Annotated in this window: 17 protein-coding genes; 12 read left to right on the plus strand and 5 right to left on the minus strand. The window is 72.3% G+C overall.

Annotated features, from left to right (window positions below):
* Positions 1 to 98 precede the first annotated feature (98 nt).
* The 6 genes from Ari01nite_RS29105 (at position 99) to Ari01nite_RS29130 (ending at position 6824) form a co-directional block, all read left to right on the plus strand.
* Complete coding sequence (locus Ari01nite_RS29105; protein ID WP_203785392.1) at positions 99 to 344, plus strand: acyl carrier protein; 246 nt, start codon at positions 99 to 101, stop codon at positions 342 to 344.
* On the plus strand, positions 337 to 1074 hold the full coding sequence (locus Ari01nite_RS29110; protein WP_203785393.1) for an SDR family NAD(P)-dependent oxidoreductase: 738 nt from the start codon (positions 337 to 339) through the stop codon (positions 1072 to 1074). Before Ari01nite_RS29105 ends, Ari01nite_RS29110 begins: the two co-directional genes overlap by 8 nt.
* Before the next feature lie 62 nt (positions 1075 to 1136).
* On the plus strand, positions 1137 to 2297 hold the full coding sequence (locus Ari01nite_RS29115) for an AMP-binding protein (protein ID WP_203785441.1): 1161 nt from the start codon (positions 1137 to 1139) through the stop codon (positions 2295 to 2297).
* Entirely contained in the window at positions 2294 to 3328 is a 1035-nt protein-coding gene (locus Ari01nite_RS29120; protein WP_203785394.1) for a LuxE/PaaK family acyltransferase, read from the plus strand. Before Ari01nite_RS29115 ends, Ari01nite_RS29120 begins: the two co-directional genes overlap by 4 nt.
* Positions 3325 to 4512: an acyl-CoA reductase gene (locus Ari01nite_RS29125; protein ID WP_203785395.1), complete on the plus strand. Its 1188-nt coding sequence runs from the start codon at positions 3325 to 3327 to the stop codon at positions 4510 to 4512. Before Ari01nite_RS29120 ends, Ari01nite_RS29125 begins: the two co-directional genes overlap by 4 nt.
* Positions 4509 to 6824 carry a hypothetical protein gene (locus Ari01nite_RS29130; RefSeq protein ID WP_203785396.1) on the plus strand — a complete coding sequence of 772 codons (2316 nt, stop codon included), beginning with the start codon at positions 4509 to 4511 and terminating at the stop codon, positions 6822 to 6824. Before Ari01nite_RS29125 ends, Ari01nite_RS29130 begins: the two co-directional genes overlap by 4 nt.
* On the opposite strand, the gene Ari01nite_RS29135 is transcribed toward Ari01nite_RS29130, so the two are convergent.
* Positions 6809 to 7720 (minus strand): NADP-dependent oxidoreductase, encoded by a 912-nt coding sequence (locus Ari01nite_RS29135; RefSeq protein WP_203785397.1) that lies wholly within the window; start codon positions 7718 to 7720, stop codon positions 6809 to 6811. The genes Ari01nite_RS29130 and Ari01nite_RS29135 overlap by 16 nt on opposite strands.
* 82 nt (positions 7721 to 7802) lie before the next feature.
* On the opposite strand from Ari01nite_RS29135, the gene Ari01nite_RS29140 reads away from it, so the two are divergent.
* From Ari01nite_RS29140 to Ari01nite_RS29155, 4 genes are all read left to right on the plus strand, one after another.
* Entirely contained in the window at positions 7803 to 8309 is a 507-nt protein-coding gene (locus Ari01nite_RS29140) for a MarR family winged helix-turn-helix transcriptional regulator (RefSeq protein ID WP_203785398.1), read from the plus strand.
* A 71-nt stretch (positions 8310 to 8380) separates the two neighbouring features.
* Positions 8381 to 9685, plus strand: coding sequence for a sensor histidine kinase (locus Ari01nite_RS29145; protein ID WP_203785399.1), 1305 nt, complete (start codon positions 8381 to 8383; stop codon positions 9683 to 9685).
* A 28-nt stretch (positions 9686 to 9713) separates the two neighbouring features.
* The gene (locus Ari01nite_RS29150; protein ID WP_203785400.1) at positions 9714 to 10358 is read left to right on the plus strand and encodes a response regulator; all 645 of its coding nucleotides are present in this window, start codon (positions 9714 to 9716) and stop codon (positions 10356 to 10358) included.
* Positions 10359 to 10430: 72 nt separating this feature from the next.
* On the plus strand, positions 10431 to 12611 hold the full coding sequence (locus Ari01nite_RS29155) for an MMPL family transporter (RefSeq protein WP_203785401.1): 2181 nt from the start codon (positions 10431 to 10433) through the stop codon (positions 12609 to 12611).
* Positions 12612 to 12619: 8 nt separating this feature from the next.
* Here Ari01nite_RS29155 and crcB read toward each other — a convergent pair whose 3' ends face one another.
* Together crcB and Ari01nite_RS29165 are read right to left on the minus strand one after the other, a co-directional pair.
* Positions 12620 to 12973, minus strand: a complete 354-nt coding sequence (crcB, locus tag Ari01nite_RS29160; RefSeq protein ID WP_203785402.1) for a fluoride efflux transporter CrcB — start codon at positions 12971 to 12973, stop codon at positions 12620 to 12622.
* Positions 12970 to 13347 (minus strand): fluoride efflux transporter FluC, encoded by a 378-nt coding sequence (locus Ari01nite_RS29165; RefSeq protein WP_203785403.1) that lies wholly within the window; start codon positions 13345 to 13347, stop codon positions 12970 to 12972. Before Ari01nite_RS29165 ends, crcB begins: the two co-directional genes overlap by 4 nt.
* Before the next feature lie 330 nt (positions 13348 to 13677).
* Here Ari01nite_RS29165 and Ari01nite_RS29170 point away from each other — a divergent pair, with 330 nt between their 5' ends.
* Positions 13678 to 14511, plus strand: a complete 834-nt coding sequence (locus Ari01nite_RS29170; protein WP_203785404.1) for a hypothetical protein — start codon at positions 13678 to 13680, stop codon at positions 14509 to 14511.
* Entirely contained in the window at positions 14511 to 16322 is a 1812-nt protein-coding gene (locus Ari01nite_RS29175) for a class I SAM-dependent methyltransferase (protein ID WP_203785405.1), read from the plus strand. The genes Ari01nite_RS29170 and Ari01nite_RS29175 overlap by 1 nt, the downstream gene beginning before the upstream one ends.
* On the opposite strand, the gene pseI is transcribed toward Ari01nite_RS29175, so the two are convergent.
* On the minus strand, positions 16319 to 17347 hold the full coding sequence (gene pseI / locus Ari01nite_RS29180; RefSeq protein ID WP_203785406.1) for a pseudaminic acid synthase: 1029 nt from the start codon (positions 17345 to 17347) through the stop codon (positions 16319 to 16321). The two genes, Ari01nite_RS29175 and pseI, sit on opposite strands and share 4 nt — an antisense overlap.
* Entirely contained in the window at positions 17340 to 17795 is a 456-nt protein-coding gene (locus tag Ari01nite_RS29185) for a GNAT family N-acetyltransferase (protein WP_239163116.1), read from the minus strand. The genes pseI and Ari01nite_RS29185 overlap by 8 nt, the downstream gene beginning before the upstream one ends.

The raw sequence follows: 17795 nt of genomic DNA on the forward strand, positions 1-17795 counted from the left end.
CACGCGTTCAACTTCAGTTCAGCTGACATTGGTGATCGCGACCGTCACGCTGTAAGAAAGTAGGAGTCCTCTGTCCACCCCCACAACAGGAGCATCCCTTGACTGAGCTGGAAAAACTGCGGGCCGCGTTCCGCACCGCACTGGACCTTCCGGCCGATGCACCGGTGGACGATCTGCGCTATCAGGACAATGAGAAGTGGGATTCACTCGCGCACATGTCGCTGGTTGCGACGATCGAGGACGAGTTCTCGATCATGATTGACACCGATGACGTGATCAACATGTCGAGCTTCGGGGAAGCTGTGCGAATTCTGGGTAAATACGGGGTTGACTGCAATGAGTGAAAGGGTGGCCTTGATAACCGGGGCCTCCCGCGGTATTGGGCGGGCCACCGCCACCCGGCTCGCCGAACGCGGCTACGACCTGGTGCTGCACGCGCACCGGCCGGGGCCGGTCGCCGAGGTGGCCGCCGAGTTGGCCGGCAAGTTCGGGGTGACCGCCCACTCCGCGGCCGGTGACATCGCCGACCCCGAGACCAGCAAGGCCCTCGTCAAGGTCGCCTTCGAGAACTTCAAACGGCTGGACGCGCTGGTGGTCAACGCCGGCACGCACGCGGCCGGGATGCTCGGCATGACCGGCGACGCGACGATCCAGCGACTGTTCGCGGTGAACGCCGCCGGCGCCGCGTACACCCTGCGCGGGGCGTCCCGGCTGCTGGCCCGCGGGCGTACCCCCGCAGTGGTTCTGGTCTCGTCGATCACCGCGAGTCGCGGCATCGCCGGCCAGTCCGTCTACGCCGCGTCGAAGGCCGCCGTGGCGGCCCTGGCCAGGTCGGCCGCCAAGGAGTTCGGCCGGCAGGGCATCCGGGTGAACGCGGTCGAACCCGGCTTCATCGCGACCGACATGCTCGACTCGCTCGACGAGCAGGGCCGCGCCGAGCGGATCGCGGACACCGCCCTGGGCCGGCTCGGCGAGCCCGAGGAGGTGGCCGACGTGATCGTGTTCCTCCTCTCGGAGCAGGCCCGGTTCGTGACCGGCCAGGTGCTCGGGGTGGACGGGGGACTGACGCTGTGAACCTGCTCCACCCCGGAGCCCGCGTGATCGACGCCGCGACCGGCGAGACGCTGACCGAGGCGATGGTCGACGCCGCGGCCGCCGACCTGGCCGCCGAGCCGGGTGGCGTCCTGTTCCACCCGATCGCCACCACGGTGCCGGCCATCGCGCGCTACCTCGCGGCGCTGCGCCTGGGCCGGCCGGTTGTGCTGCTCGACCCGGACGCCGACAACGCCGGCTGGGCCCGGCGGTTCGCCACCGAGAATGTGCATCCCGATCTGGCGCTGCTGCTCACCACCAGCGGCTCGACCGGCAACCCCAAGCTGGTACGCCTGTCCCGGGACGCGGTGCTGGCGAACGCCGGGCAGATCGCCGACGTCCTCGGGATCACGGCCGACGACGTCGCGATCACCACGCTGCCGCTCTTCTACTCGTACGGGATGTCGGTTCTGCACTCGCACCTGCTGCGCGGCGCCACCGTGGTGCTCGAGCGCACCGGCCTGATGCAGCGCGACTTCTGGCTGGCCGTGGCCGACGGGGTCACCTCGATGGCGTTCGTGCCCTACCAGTACGAGATGCTCCGCCGGCTGCGCTTCGACCCGGCGAAATACCCGGCGCTGCGCTCCCTCACCCAGGCCGGCGGCCGGCTGCGCACCGACCTGGTCACCGACTTCGCGCAGCGGATGGCCACGGTCGGCGGCCGGCTCTACGTCATGTACGGCCAGACCGAGGCGGGGCCGCGGATGGCCACGCTGCCGCCGGACCGCCTCGCCGACAAGCTGGGCTCGGTGGGCGTCGCGCTGCCCGGCGGCGAGTTCGCCATCGAGGACGACGAGGTGGTCTATCGCGGCCCCAACGTCATGATGGGGTACGCCGACACCGCGGCCGACCTGGCCCGCGGCGACGACCAGGGCGGCGTGCTGCGCACCGGCGACCTGGGCCGGCTGGACGACGAGGGTTTCCTGTTCCTGACCGGGCGCACCAAGCGGATGGGCAAGGTCTTCGGGGTACGCATCAATCTGGACGACGTGGAGAAGAACTTCCCGGTGGCCGCCGTGGCGGGCGACGACCGGCTGCACGTCTTCGCCGAGGGCGTCACCGACGACGAGGCGCGCAGCCTGCGCACCAAGATCAGCGGCTGGCTCGGCACGCACCACACCGGGGTGGTCGTGCGGAGTGTCGCCGCGCTGCCGCTGCTGGCCAACGGCAAGGTCGACTACCGCGCCCTGGAGGCGTCGCTGTGAGTGTCTTCACCCTGCCGCAGGCGGAGAAGGAGTCCGCTCTCCTCGCGGAGCTGTCCGCTCTGGTCGAACACCACCGCGCGCACTGCGTCCCGTACGACCGCATTTTGTCCGCCTCGGGCTTTGCCAAGGCGTCGTCGATCGCGGACCTGCCCTGGCTGCCGGTGCGGTTGTTCAAGAACCTCGAGCTCAAGAGCATCCCGGACGACGAGGTGTTCAAGGTGCTGACCTCGAGCGGCACCACCGGCGAGGTGAGCCGGATCTATCTCGACAAGGCGGCCGCGGCCGCACAGACCCGGCAACTCGGTGCCACCGTGCAGAGCGTGCTCGGCCCGAAACGGCTGCCCATGCTGCTGGTCGACACCAAGGCGATGCTCAAGGACCGGCGCTCGTTCAGCGCCCGCGGGGCCGGCGTGCTCGGGATGGCCACGTTCGGCCGCGACCACGTCTGGGCGCTCGACGACGAGGGCCAGATCGACCTGGCCGGAATCCGCGCGTTCCTGGCCAAGCACGGGTCCGCGCCGTTCCTGATCTTCGGCTTCACCTACCTGGTCTGGCTGCACCTGTACGAGGTGGCCCGGGAGCACGGGCTCGACCTGTCGAACGGCATCCTGATCCACTCCGGCGGCTGGAAGAAGCTGGTCGACCGGGCCGTCTCGCCGGCGGAGTTCCGGGACCGCCTGGCCGGGGTGGGCCTGACCCGGTCGCACAACTTCTACGGCATGGTCGAGCAGATCGGCACGATCTTCCTGGAGGGGCCGTCGGGCGGGTCGCTGTACTGCCCGGACTTCGCCGACGTGGTGATCCGCGATCCGCACACCTGGCGCGAGCAGCCGCCCGGCGAACCGGGCCTGATCGAGGTGCTCAGTACGCTGCCCACCTCATACCCCGGGCACGTGCTGCTCACCGAGGACCTCGGCGTGGTGCACGGGATCGACGACGGCGACTGGCCGGGCAAGCGGTTCTCGGTGCTCGGGCGGCTGCCCCGGGCCGAGGCGCGCGGCTGCTCCGACACCTACCGGGAGGCGGCGTGATCACGTTCCGGTTCGGCCGGGAGGGCGACCTCACCGCGCCGGTCGAGGACCGGCTGGCGGTCGGCGACGAGCGGGTGGTCGACTTCCTGTCCCGGCTGGCCCGCAAGCTGCTCGCCCCGGCGGTCGCCCGGCGGCACCCGGAGTTGGGCTCGCTCGGCTACTTCCTGCGGCCGGCCGAGCTGCACCGGGCGGTGAGCCGGATGCGGCGCGACGACGCGCTGATCTTCCCGCGCGGCAACGTGTTCCACATCCCGCCGGCCAATGTGGACACCATTTTCGTGTACTCCTGGGCATTGTCCGCGCTGGCCGGAAACCACAATGTGGTACGCGTCTCGGAGCGCGCCGCCGCGGCGGCCGACACCATCCTCGGCGCGCTCAACGAGGTGCTCGCCGGCGCCGACCCGGTGCTGGGCCGCACCCAGCGCATGATCAGCTACGGCCGGGACGACGCCGTCACCGCGGCCCTGAGCCAGTGGTGCGACCTGCGGGTGATCTGGGGCGGCGACGCGGCCGTGGACGCCATCCGCCGGCACCCGCTGCGCCCGTCGGCCCGCGACCTCACGTTCCCGGACCGGACGTCCTGGGCCGCTCTCTCGGCGGCCGGCTGGCGGGCCGCCGACCCGGCCGCCCGGCGCGCGGCGGTCGTCGGGTTCGCGAACGACGCCTACTGGTTCGACCAGGCGGCCTGCTCGTCGCCGCGAACGGTGTTCCTGGTCGGCAGCGGCACCGACGACGTCCGCGCCGAGTTCCTGTCGCTGCTGCTCGAGGTCGTCGACCAGCGCGGCTGGACGGTCGACGCGGCCATGGCGGTGGAGAAGCGGGTCAACGCGTACGGGCTGGCCGCCACCGGGGCGGTCTCGGCCATGGAGTTCCCGGCCAACACCGTCACCGCGATGTCGCTGGCCGCGGTGCCGGACGCGCCGCGCCGCTGGATCGGGGCGGGCGCGTTCCCGTTCGCCGAGGTCGCCTCGCTGCTCGACCTGGTGCCCGCGATGAACCGGCAGGACCAGACGTTCAGCCACTTCGGGTTCGCCCCGGCCGAACTGCACGAGTTCGCCACCGCGCTGGCCGGTCGCGGGGTCGACCGGATCGTCCCGTTCGGGTCGGCGCTCACCTTCGGCGCGATCTGGGACGGCTACGACCTCCCCCGGGAGTTCACCCGGTTGACTACGGTCACCCCGTGACCACTGTGCTCGACGAGACCGGGGTGCGCGCCGCGCCTCCGGACGGTCCGGCCCGCCACCACCCGGCGCTGGCCGTGCTGCCGTGGCTGGCGCCGGCGCTGCCGCTGGTGGCCGGGCTGCTGATCACCGGGACCCCGGCCCTGGATGTCGCGCGCTATGCGGCGTACCTGGCCCTGGGTGTGGTTCTGCCGGGGACGCTCGTGCACCGGGCGCTGCGCGGCAGCCGGGGCAACCTGCCCGAGGACCTGGGACTGGGCGCCGCCACCGGCATGCTGGTGCTGCTGGCCGGCTGGGCGCTGGCCGCGGCCACCGGACTCCAGGCGCTGCTGCCCGGCTGGCCGCTGCTGATCCTGGTGCTCTTCCTCGCGGTGCCCGGCCTGCGCCGGCACTGGCGGATCGCCGAGCCGCGACCGCTGCCGCTGGCCTGGTCGTGGCTAGTGGCCGGGGCGCTGGTGCTGCTGGTGCTGGCCGGCTTCCCGATCTGGCGGGCCAACCCGCTGCCGCCCGCCGACGCCGTCTACTACCAGGACCTGCTCTATCACCTTGCGCTGGTGCACGAGATGACCCGGTCGATGCCGTTCGAGGTGCCGCAACTGGCCGGCGACGCGCTGCGCTACCACTACCTCTCGGACGCCGACATCGCGATCGGCAGCATGCTCACCGGGATCTCGCCGGTCACCGTGCTGCTGCGGCTCTGGCTGGTGCCGGTCGCCGCGGTCGCGGTGCTGGTGACCGCGGCTCTGGCTCGCGACCTGACCGGGAAGTGGTGGGCCGGCGCGCTCGGCGGGGTGGCCGGGGTGGCCGGTCTGCCGCTGCTGCTCGGCTCGGCCACCGGCGCGATGGGCGGCACCCCCGTCATGATCCTCAGCCCGTCGCAGACGTACGCGCTGCCGCTGACCGGGCTGCTGCTCACCCTCATCGTGCCGGTGCTGCGCGGGCAGCCGCTGCGCGGGGGCTGGCTGCTGGTCTTCCCGCTGGCGCTGGCCTGCGCCGGGGCCAAGTCGAGCGCGCTGCCGCCGATCGTGGCCGGGCTGGTGCTGGCCGCCGCGGTGGCGCTGCGATGGCACCGCGACCGGCTGCGCCCGATCCTGGCCCTCGCCGGCCTGATCGTGGCCGCGGTGCTGGCCGGCCTCAAGCTGTTCGCCGGTGGTGGCGCCGGGACGACCGCGATCCAGCCGCTCGCCGTCCTCTACTGGTTCACGCCGTACCGGCAGACCATCGGCAACCGGGACGTGATCGACGGCGACCTGTCGCTCCCGGCCGGTGTCGCGAACGCCTCAGCCGGCGGCCTGGCCTTCCTGGCCGGGCTGCTGGTGTGGTGGGCGATCCTGCAGGCGCCGCGGCTGCTCGGCTGGGCCGGCATCGGGGTGCGGTCGATCCGCCGGGACCCGGCCGCCTGGCTGCTCGGCGGCATGGTCGCGGCCGGGGTCGGCGCGATGTTCCTGCTCTGGCACCCGTCGGCCAGCCAGGGCTACTTCTTCATCGGCGTGGTGCCGTTCGCCGCCGTGCTGACCGTGTGGCTGCTCGCCGACCGCGCGCGCGGCTGGCGCCCGGTGGTGGCCGGTCTGCTGGCCGGTGCCCTCTGGGCTTTCGCCGCGCCGCAGTTCACCGCGCCGGCCCGGCGGTCGGTGGTGAACTGGTCGTGGACGCTGCTCCAACCGGTCCTGCTGACCGCCGCGGTGGCGCTGGTGGTGGCGGCGATCGGGCTGCTGGTCTGGCGGCGGCGCACCGGGCGGCTGGCCTGGCGCGCACTGCCGGTGGCGCTGATCGCCGCGGTCCTCGGCGCCGGCCTGGCCGGCAACGTCGAGCGGCAGGCCCGGGACAACCACGCGGCCCTCACCCGGCACCGGGACGTGTCGAAATCGCCGCTGATGATCACCCGGGACGAGACCGCCGCGGCCCTCTGGCTGGACCGCAACGCCGGCCGGGACGACCTGGTCGCCACCAACGTGCACTGCATGCACCTCACCTGGCGCAGCATGTGCGACGCGCGGGCGTTCTGGGTGGCCGGGCTCAGCGGGCAGCGGATGCTCGTGGAGAGCTGGGGCTACACCGACCAGGCGGTGGCCGCCGACGGGGTGAACGGCAAGCGGTACCCGCAGCAGCCCGCGCCGTATCCGGACCGGTTCGCGCTCAACCAGCGGGTCTTCGCCGAGGGCTCGGCCGCCGACGTGGCCGAACTGCGCGACCGGTACGGCGTGCGCTGGCTGTTCGCCGACAGCCGGGCGGCCGGCGGCGTGGCGCCCGGGTTGAGCCGGGTCGCCACGCTGCGCCTCACCTCGGGACCGGTCACCGTCTACGAGTTGAGGTAGAGCACGACCTTGCCGTGCAGCCGGCCCTCCTCGGCGGCGCGGTGCACGGCGGCGGTCTCGGCGACCGGGTGCCGCTCGGTGACCTGCACGGACACCTGCCCGGTGCCGACCAGCCGGGAGATCTCGGCCAGCTGGGCCGCGTCGCTGCGGACGTACATGTTGAGCCCGCGGGCGCCGGCCGGGACCGGGCTCGTGACCGAGACCAGCACGCCGCCCGGCCGCAGCAGTGCGGCCAGGCCAGCCATCCCGTCGTCGTCCAGCCGGGCCGTGGTGAACACGACGTCGACCGGCTCGTCGACCTTGTCCGCGGTGTGGTCGAGCACCCGGTCGGCGCCGGCCGAGCGGGCCGCCTCGACGCTGGCCGGTCCGGCGGTGCCGAGCACGGTGGCGCCGGCCAGCCTGGCGAACTGGACCGCGTACCGGCCGACCCCGCCGCCGGCGCCGACGATCAGCACCTGCTGGCCGGGCCGCACCGCGGCGTGCTCGTGGATCGCCTGCCAGGCGGTGAGTGCGACGGCGGGCAGCGCGGCGGCGTCGGTCAGCGGGATCCCGGTGGGCGCGGGAGCCAGCAGGCCGGCCGGGGCGAGCACGAACTCGGCCGCGGCGCCCGGTGCGGTCATCGGCAGGAACGCGATGACCCGGTCGCCGGTGCGGTGTCCCTCGACGCCGGGGCCCAGCTCGGCGACGGTGCCGCTGACGTCCACGCCGGGGGTGTGCGGCAGCTCGACCGGGAAGACGTCGGGCAGCCAGCCGGCCCGGATGGCGGAGTCGGCCGGGTTGTACGACGTGCCGGCCACCCGGATCAGCACCTGACCGGGGCCGGGCGCCGGGGTGTCGACGTCCTCGTAGCGGAGTACGTCGGGGCCGCCGTGCTGGCGGTAGCGGATCGCTTTCATCGTTCCTCCTCCGATTTTGCTTCGAACTCGAAGCAACTCCGACCGTAGCTCGCTTCGAATTCGAAGCAAATAGAATGGACGCGTGACTGATGCCACGTCGCTGCGCCCGGAGCAGCTCGCCGCCTACCTGACCCTGAAAGAGGTGGCCGGCCTGTTGGAGCACGCGGTGGAGAAGCAGTTGCGCGACGCCGGTGGGCTGACCGTCCCGCAGTTCACGATCCTGGCCCGGCTGCACGCGGCGCCCGGGCACGCGCTGCGGATGACCGACCTGGCCGACGGGCTGGTCTACAGCCGCAGCGGCCTGACCTACCAGGCGGCCCAGTTGGAGAAGGCGGGGCTGGTCACGCGTACCCCCGGAGCCGAGGACGAGCGCAGCGTGACCGTCACGCTCACCGCGGCCGGACAGGCCGCGCTGGAGCAGGTCATGCCGGGCCACGTCGACGTCGTGCAGTCGCTCCTGTTCGACGTGCTGACGAGCGAGGATGTTGCGGCCGTCGGGGAGATTCTGGGCCGGGTACGCGACCGGATGCGAGCCGCTCCACCGCGCTCGGCGGCGCCGCGCCCCCACCGCCGCTCCCCGCGAACGTAGGGTTAGCCCTACCGCCGATCCGGCGGGCAGCGGGATCGGATGGGAGGCCGCCGATGCCTAGCGTCGAGAGCATGACCACCACCGACGCCAATTCCACCCTCGCGCCCGCTCCGGCCGCGCACCTCCTGCGCCGGATCGGCATCGACACCCAGTACGTCCTGCTCGGGTTCCCGCTCGGACTCCTCACGATCGTGCTCTGCATGACCCTGTTCTGGGTCGGCGTGGGCACCTTGATCCTGTGGTTCGGCCTGCCGATCCTGGCGGCCGCCATGTACACGTCGCGCGGGTTCGCCACCGCCGAGCGGGCCCGGATCGGCCCGGTGTTCGGCCGCCGGATGGAGCACCCGCAGTACCGCCGCCCGCGTCACCCCGGCCCGTTCTGGCGGCTGCTCACGCCGGTCACCGACGGCCAGTACTGGCTCGACCTGCTGCACGCCTGGTTCCGGTTCATCCCCAGCACGATCGCGTTCGCCCTGGTGGTGACGTGGTGGTCGGGTGCGCTGGGCGGCCTCACCTGGGGTCTGTGGGGCTGGTCGCTGCCGAACGGGCCGAACGACCAGGACCTGCCCGAACTGCTCGGCTTCGCCCCCGACTACGGCTCCCGGGTGCTGTTCTACCTGGCGGCCGGCGTGTTCTTCGCCGGCACGCTGTACTGGGTGGTGCGCGGTGCCGCGATGCTCGAGGCCCAGTTCGCCCGGGTTCTGCTGTGCAGCCTGACCGACCTGCGCAAGCAACTCGCCACGGCCAACGCCGCCCGCGAGGTCGCCCAGGAGCAGAAGGCGGCCGCCGTCTCGGCCGAGGCCACCGCGCTGCGCAAGCTGGAACGCGACATCCACGACGGCCCGCAGCAGCGGCTGGTCCGGCTCGCGATGGATCTGGGCCGCGCCGAGCAGCAGTTCGGCAGCGACCCGGAGGCGGCCCGCCGCACCGTGGCCGAGGCGCTCAGCCAGACCCGCGAGACCCTCGACGAGTTGCGCGCGCTCTCCCGGGGCATCGCGCCGCCGATCCTGGTCGACCGCGGGCTGCAGGCGGCGCTCACCGCGCTGGCCGGCCGGTGCACGGTGCCGGTCGACCTGGACGCGCCGCAGATGGACCGGCTCGCCCCGGCGGTGGAGTCGACCGCGTACTTCGTGGTGGCCGAGGCGCTCACCAACGTGGCGAAACACAGCAGCGCCAGCGAGGTGCAGGTGAGCGTGCAGCGGATCGCCACCGGGCTGCTGGTCACCGTCGCCGACGACGGGGTGGGCGGTGCCAGCCTGGCCAAGGGCCACGGCCTGGCCGGGCTCGACGACCGGGTCCGGGCGGCCGGCGGGGTGCTGGCGGTCGACAGCCCGGACGGCGGCGGCACCCGGCTCACCGCGGCGCTGCCCCTCTGAACGGCGGCGAATCTGACAGCATGGCGGCATGCGGGTGGTGATTGCCGACGATGCGGTGCTGTTGCGTGAGGGCCTGGTCCGGCTCGTCGAGGAGAACGGCCACACGGTGGTGGCGGCCGTCGGCGACGGGCCATCCCTCGTCTCGGCCATCGCCGAGCACCGGCCGGACGTGTCCATCGTGGACGTCCGGATGCCGCCCACGCACACCGACGAGGGGCTGCGCGCCGCCGTCCAGGCGCGTTCCCTGGTGCCCGGCAGCCCGATCCTGGTGCTGTCCCAGTACGTCGAGGTCTCGTACGCCGACGACCTGCTGGCCGACCGCCGGGGTGCGGTCGGCTATCTGCTGAAGGACCGGGTTTCGGTGGTGGCCGAGTTCCTGGACGCGTTGCGCCGGGTGGCCGGCGGCGGCACCGTCCTCGACCCCGAGGTGGTCGGCCAGTTGCTGGTGCGGCGCCGCCGGGACGATCCGCTGGCGGCGTTGACGCCGCGCGAGCGCGAGGTGCTGGGCCTGATGGCCGAGGGGATGACCAACACCGCGATCGCGCGCAAGATGGTGGTCACCGACGGCGCGGTGGAGAAACACGTCCGCAACATCTTCACCAAGCTCTCCCTGCACCAGGACGAGGAGCAGCACCGGCGGGTCCTGGCGGTGCTGGCCTACCTGCAGGGGTAGGGCTAGCCATACCCCGGATTGGGGTCCTAGCCTCATCGAACTCGCGCGCCGTCGTCCCTAGCGTCAACGCCCATGACGAACGGGGAACACATCAAGGGAATCGCGGCGCGGGCCGCGGTCTGGAGCGCCCGCCATCGGACGCTCGCGATCCTCGGCTGGATCGCCTTCGTGGTCGGCGCGACGATCCTCAGCGGACAGATCGGGGTCCGTGAGGCGGGCTACGCCGACCAGGGCCACGGCGACTCCGCCCGGGCCGACCTGATCGTCGAGGAGGCCGGGTTCCCGGAGCGGCCGGCCGGCGAAATGGTCATCGTGCAGAACCGGGCCGGCACCGATCGCGCGGCCGCCGTCGCCGACCTGACCCGGCAACTGACCGCCACCGCCGACGTGCTCGACGTGCAGCCGGCCATCGAGTCGGCCGACCAGCGGTCCTCGCTGATCACCTTCAGCATCGCCGGCGACAACGACACCGCCAAGGAACGGGTCGGTGCCTCGCTCGACACGGTCGCCCGGGTGCAGGCCGCGCATCCCGGCCTCTACATCGCCCAGGGCGGCGACGCCAGCGGCGACAAGCTGATCGGCGACGATCTCAACGAGGGCATGCACCGGCTGTCGATGCTGTCCATCCCGGTGACCCTGGGCATCCTGCTGGTTGCGTTCGGCGCGGTGGTGGCGGCACTGCTGCCGGTCGCGCTCGCGGTGACCGCGGTGATCGCGGCGATCGGCCTGCTCGCGGCGGCCAGCCGGCTGGCGCCCACGGTGGACGCCACCATGCACGTGATGCTGCTGGTGGGGCTCGCGGTCGGTGTCGACTACTGCCTCTTCTACATCCGCCGGGAACGCGACGAACGGCGCAACGGCGCGGATCCGCACCGCGCCCTGGTGATCGCGGCGCAGACGTCCGGCCGCTCGATCTGGATCTCCGGCCTCACCGTGATCGTGGCGATGGCCGGCATGTTCCTCACCTTCGACACCACGTTCACCAGCTTCGGGGTCGGCACCATCCTGGTGGTCGCCACAGCGGTGCTGGGGTCGCTCACCGTGCTGCCGGCCCTGCTGTCCGCTCTCGGCGACCGGGTCGACGCCGTGAAGATCCCGGGTATGTACCGGCGGCGCAGTGACGGGCGGGTGTGGCACGCGCTGCTCGGTGCGGTGCTGGCCAAGCCGTTGCTGTCCGCGGTGCTGGCGGTGGGTGCGCTGGCCGTGCTGGCGGCACCCGTGCTCGACCTGCGCACCAAGGCGGAGGGCCTGGAGGACCTGTCGCCGTCGGCGCCGATCGTGCAGGCGTACAAGGCGGTCAACGAGGCGTTCCCCAGCAAGGCCTCGCCGGCCGACGTGGTCGTGCGGGCATCCTCGGTGCAGGACGCCGGCTTCACCCGGACCCGGACGGCCTTCGAGCAGGCGGTGCAGGCCAGCGGTGGCCGCCTCACCGGCCCGGTCGAGGTGCGGGTCAACCCGGCCGGCACGGTGGCGATCGTCTCGGTGGGCCTCGCCGACGCGGCTGCCCTGACCACGTTGCGCCAGGACGTCGTGCCGGCCACGTTCGGCGGCCTGCCCGGCGCGACCGCCCTGGTGACCGGCGAGGCGGCCGGGAACGCGGACTTCAACGCCCGGTTGGAGGCCAGCCTGCCGTGGGTGTTCGGCTTCGTGCTGGGGCTGGCGTTCCTGCTCCTGCTGGTGTCGTTCCGCTCGGTCGTGGTGGCGCTGACCGGGGTGGTCCTCAACCTGCTCTCGGTGGCCGCCGCGTACGGCATGCTGGTTTTCGTCTTTCAGTACGGCCACTTCGCCGGCCTGCTCGACTTCCAGCCGTCGAGCGGCATCACCAACTGGATGCCGCTGTTCCTGTTCATCATCCTGTTCGGCCTGTCGATGGACTACCACGTCTTCGTGCTGAGCCGGATCCGCGAGGGCCACGACCGCGGCCTGTCCACCCGGGACGCGGTGCGCGAGGGCATCGGCCGCACGGCCGGCGTCATCACGAGTGCGGCGGTGGTGATGGTGGCGGTGTTCGCGCTGTTCGCCACCCTGCCGCTGGCTTCCATGAAGCAGGTGGGTATCGGCCTGGCGGCGGCGGTGCTGTTGGACGCCACCATCATCCGGGCGGTCCTGCTGCCCGCCGTGATGGCCCTGCTGGGCGAGCGGAACTGGTGGCTGCCGCGGTGGTTGGGCTGGCTCCCGCAGGTCGCGCACGAGCCGCCGCCGCTGCCCGGAACCCGCACCGACGACTCGCGCCGGCTGGTCCCGGTGCCCTGACCGCGGGGTCAGAGGCGGGCCAGAAGGAGACCCAGGTAGGCGGCGCCCAGGCCGGCGGTCACGCTCAGCAGGATGTTGGACAGCGCCGGCAACGCGCCGCGGATGCGGGCCAGGGCCAGGGTTTCCCAGCTGAACGTGGAGTAGGTGGTCAGGGCGCCGCAGAAACCGGTGCCCAGCAGCGCGGTCCAGCCCGGGGCGGCGGGCAGGCCGATCAGGAAGCCGAGCAGGAACGAGCCCGCCACGTTCACGGTCAGGGTGCCCCAGGGGAAACGGGCGCCGAACCGGGCCTGCACGGCTCGGTCGGTGAGGTAGCGCAACGGGGCACCGATGGCCGCGCCCACGGCGACCAGCAGGACCGTCACCGGCTGCCCAGGCCGGTGACGGTGCTGCCCAGCCAGACCGCCAGCAGGGCGCCGATCAGGGTGGCGAACAGGTAGAGCAGCGCGATCGCGGGCGGGGCGTGCTGGACGTCGACGATCGACGTGGAGAAGGTGGTGAAGCCGCCGAGGACGCCGATGCCCAGGAACGGGCGCAGGTAGCGCTGGTTCGGGCGCCAGCGGGCGACGGCCGTCATCAGGACGCCGATGAGGAAGCTGCCGGAGACGTTGATCGTCCAGGTGGCCCAGGGGAAACCGTGCGGCGGATGCGGCCAGGCGACGCCGAGGCCGTAGCGCGCCAGGGCGCCCAGCACGCCGCCCGCGGAGACGGCGGCCAGGATGCGAAACGCGCTGTCCACTGCCCGGACGCTATCAGCTGGGACGGAGTCCGGGCGCCGACCCGGCGCGGGGCGGGGGGCCTGGCGCCGCGCCGGGTCGGCTTGGACGGCCGGGGTGGACGTGGCGGCGTCCAACCCGGCCGGTCGAAGCCCGGGGGAGCGGGCCGTTGTTCCCGAAGAAAACTCGCGTTTCGCGCGTCCACTGTAGGACACGCAGCGTACTTGGTGATCTCCGGGGGCGGGCACTGCCGAAAGTTAGAAGTTCACTCGTACACCTGCGGGTATTTACTCTGGGGTGATAGCTTTCCGCGTCGCCCTGACGCGGCGTGCAGCCCGGCGATGGACGAGGGAATGCATCACGCTAACTATCACTACGGACACGCCCACCTGCTCGCCCGGTACTGCGACCTGCCCGAGCCCCAGCATCCGCCGCGCATCCAGGGATACCTCCAGCACGGCTGGAACATGGGCGACGGGCTGGCACCGGGTACGCCGTTCGTGGCGGGCAGCCGGGTGCTGGTCTGGTCCGAGGAGACCCGCCGGCGATCCTGGTCGCAGGGGCGGCGCGACGTGATCGTGGTGGGCGCCCCGTTCGCATACCTCCTCGACATGGAGCCCGGCGACGGGACGCCGGGCGAGGGCACGATCTTCTACCCCTTCCACGGCTGGGAGGGGCAGCAGGTCAGCGGCGACCACCAGCGGCTCATCGACGAGGTCAAGGCGAACGAGCCGGGCCCGGTGACGGCATGTCTGTACTGGAACGAGTACCGGATGCGCGATGTCCGTAAGAGGTACGAGAAGGCGGGCTTTCGCGTCATCTGTCACGGGTATCGCGGATTCTGGTGGCGGGACCACAATCGCGAGTTTCTCTACCACCAGCTGGCCGAGCTGCGCCGGCACCGCCGAGTAGTGTCGAACCGGCTGTGCAGCGCCGTCTGGTACGGCCTGCTCGCCGGCTGCGAGGCCGCCGTCTACGGCGATCCGATGGTCCTCGACAACGCCGACCCCACGTTCGGCGGCGAGCCCCGGCTGCGCCGGCAGTGGCCCGAGGTGTACGGGTACGAGACCGACTTCGCCACCTGCCACGCGATGGCCCGCGAGCAGTTGGGCGCCGACGACCTGTGCCGGCCCGACGAGTTGCGCGCGCTCCTGGGCTGGCCGGTCCTTATCGAGAGGGTCGTGTGATGTCCGACGCCGCTGCGCTGGTCCCGCCAACCCGGGGGAAGGACTTCGCCGCCGCGCTCGCCGCGCCGCCGCTGACCAACCTGCGACGCATCGGCGGCGAGATGTTCGCGTGGACCGATCACGAGCCGCAGCGCGGTGCGGTGCTGCGGCACCTGATCATCCAGCACGCCGGTCCGGAGCGCACCGTGCTGGTGGCCGGACCGCACACCGACGACCTGATCGGGGCGCTGGTCGACGGCGGCGCGGCGGTCACCTGGTTGCTGCGTTCGCTCGGCGACGCGGAACGGGCGGCGGCCGCCCACCCGGCCGTCACGGTGCTGGCCGGTGCGGCGGGCAAGCTCGACCCGGCCGACCGGTTCGACCTGGTGGTGGCGACCGACGGCGTGCACCGGCTCAACGCGGTCGAGGGCGAGCAGGCGACCGCGGCCGAACTGCTGGACCGCCTGGCCGCGGCGGTGCGGCCGGACGGCGTCCTGATCCTGCTGCACGACAATCACCTGGGAATTCATCACACCGTACGGCTGGAGCCCGGCGCCCGGGAGCGCGACGACGCGGCGTGGTATCCGATCGACGACCACGACACCCAGCGCCCGGCGTCGGTCGAGCAGTTGGCGGCCCGGCTGGGTCTCGCCGTGGAAGAGGCGTACGCGGTGTTTCCGGAGCCGGTCGCACCGACCGTTCTGGTCGGTCCCGGGCTGCTCGGCGAGGTGTCGTCGCCGCTGCGGGCGCGGTTGGGCACGGTGTTGTCGCAGGCTTTCGCGGCGGCTTATCGCGGCCGGCCGGTGCTCAGCGACCCGCGCCGGCTGGTGCGGCGGGCGCTGCGGGCGGGCGCCGAGGGCGCGGTGGCACCGGCGTGGCTGGTGATCGCGCGCGCGGGGCAGCCCGTCGCCGCGGCGGGTGGGCACGCGCTGCTCGTCGGGGATGTGCACGGCGTTTTCGCGTACGAGCTCAAGGTTGTCGGGAATGTGGTGCAGACCGGTGTCGTGAGCCCGTTGGCCGAACCGGAGGAGCGCCAAGGCCTCCGCCGCATCACCGAGCCGGCGGCACCGGGGGCGGACGCCGGTTATGTGCTCGAGGAGCATCTGCTGCACCTGGCCGCCACCGCCGACCTGCGCCGGATGCGGATGGAGCTGGCCCAGTTCGACACCTGGCTGAGCGGTCGGGCCACCGACGGGCTGGTGAGCGGACCGGTTGCGCTCGCCGGGCTGGCCGACGTCTTGGTGACCGGGGACGGGCCGGCTCTGCTGCCCACCCGCTGGGAACCGATCGAGCCGGTGCCGCTGGCGGTCGTGCGGGTTCGGGCTTTCTGGCAGTTCGCCGTTCAGCTGATCGTCTCGGGACAGCCGCATCCGTGGCCGGTCACCGCCAGCGCGGTCGATCTGACCGCGGTCCTGCTCGGGATGGTCGGCCGGGGCATCGACGACGCCGAGGTGCGTGCGGCCGTCGACCTGCATGTGCGGTGGGAGACCGCCGACCACGACCTGAGCCTCGGTGCGCAGCAGGCCCGGCGGCTGCACCTGCTGGCCGTCACGCCGGGCACCGCGAGCGTGGACATCCCGGGGTATCGCGAGCTGGCCGAGGCCCTGTGGCGGCAGCGGTACGAGGCCAGCCATCTGCTCGCGATGATGGAGTGGACCGAGCAGATCATCCAGTCCCGGGACAACGCGCTCAGCAAGATGGACCAGCAGATCCAGTTCTACCGGAGCGGACCGGCCGGCAAGACGATCATGGCGGCCAAGGAGGCGTTCCGGATCGCCCGCCGGCACGGCGGCCGGCTGCTGCGCGGGCGCCGCGGCCCGGCCGACGGCTAGATCAGATCCCAGGTCAGCGGCGTGCCCTTCGCCGTGTCGACCGTGAACGTGCGGCCCAGCACCGTCCCGATCGCGTCCGGCTCGAGGCCGCCGGTCGGGCGGATCGAGCGTACGTTCTCCTCGGTGACCTGGTCGCCCGCCGTGACGTCGGCCACCACATAGAGCGACCGCCGGAACCGCAGGCTCTCCTTCTCGGCCTCGGTCGGGCCGATCCGGGTGGTGCCGAGCGCCTGCCAAGCCCGCTCCGACTCCTCGCGCAGCAGCTTGAGCTCGGCCGGCTCCAGCGAGAACGCCGAGTCGACACCGCCGTCCTGGCGGGAGAGCGTCACATGCTTCTCGATCAGGCAGGCGCCGTACGCGACCGCGGCGATCGGCACGCCGATGCCCAGCGTGTGGTCGCTCAGGCCGATCGGCAGGCCGAGCATCCCGGCCAGCACCGGGATGCGCCGCAGGTTGGTCTCCTCGGGCGGGGCCGGATACGACGCGGTGCAGCTGAGCACCGTGACGTCGGGGCAGCCGGCACCCTGGGCGGCCTCGACCGCGGCGGCGATCTCCCGCACCGTGGCCATGCCGGTCGAGATGATCAGCGGCTTGCCGGTGCCGGCGCAGAGCCGGATCAGCGGCAGGTCGGTGATCTCGGACGACGCGATCTTGTACATCGGGGCGTCCAGCTTTTCCAGCAGCTCGACGGCGGTGCGGTCGAACGGGCTGGAGAACGGGGTGATGCCCTGCTCGCGGGCCCGGTCGAAGATCGCCTGATGCCAGTCCCACGGGGTGTGCGCCCGTTCGAACAGCTGATAGAGGTATTCGCCGGACCACAGGTCGTGGCCCTGGGAGATCTGGAACCGCGGGTGCTTCACGTCCACGGTCATGGTGTCGGCCGTGTATGTCTGGATCTTGATGGCGTCGGCGCCGGCCGCCGCGGCCGCGTCGACCAGGGCCAGTGCCCGGTCGAGGGAGCCGTTGTGGTTGCCGGACATCTCGGCGACGATGAACGGCCGCCGGTCCGTACCGAAACTACTCATCTCTGCCCTTTTCGGTAACGACGACGGTCTTCAGAACGCCGTCGACGGAGCGCTGGTAGCGGCGGACCTCGCGGAACCCGAAGCGCCGGTGCAACGCCAGCACCTGCGTGTTCTCCTCGAGCGTCTCGCCGCCGAGCCGATCGAGCCCCAGCTTGTCGAACGCGTACTCGATGGCCTCTTTCTCCAGCCGCATCCAGGCCGGCAGCAGGCGCCGGCCCAGTCCCTCGACATCCAGGTAGAACGACCACGTCTCGCCGTTGAAGATCACCACGCCGGCGGGCCGGCCGTCGTCCTCGTAGATCAGGACGTGCGGCCAGTTCCGTGCCCACCAGGCGGCGTGCTCGGCGGGCTGGATCTCGTGCGTGGTCATGCTCACGGCGCGGACGGCGGGGTGATTCCGCCAGGTGAGCACCGTGTCGCGTTCGGATTCGAGAGCGGGTCGCAGCAC

The organism is Paractinoplanes rishiriensis (assembly GCF_016862375.1).
Taxonomy (GTDB): domain Bacteria; phylum Actinomycetota; class Actinomycetes; order Mycobacteriales; family Micromonosporaceae; genus Actinoplanes; species Actinoplanes rishiriensis.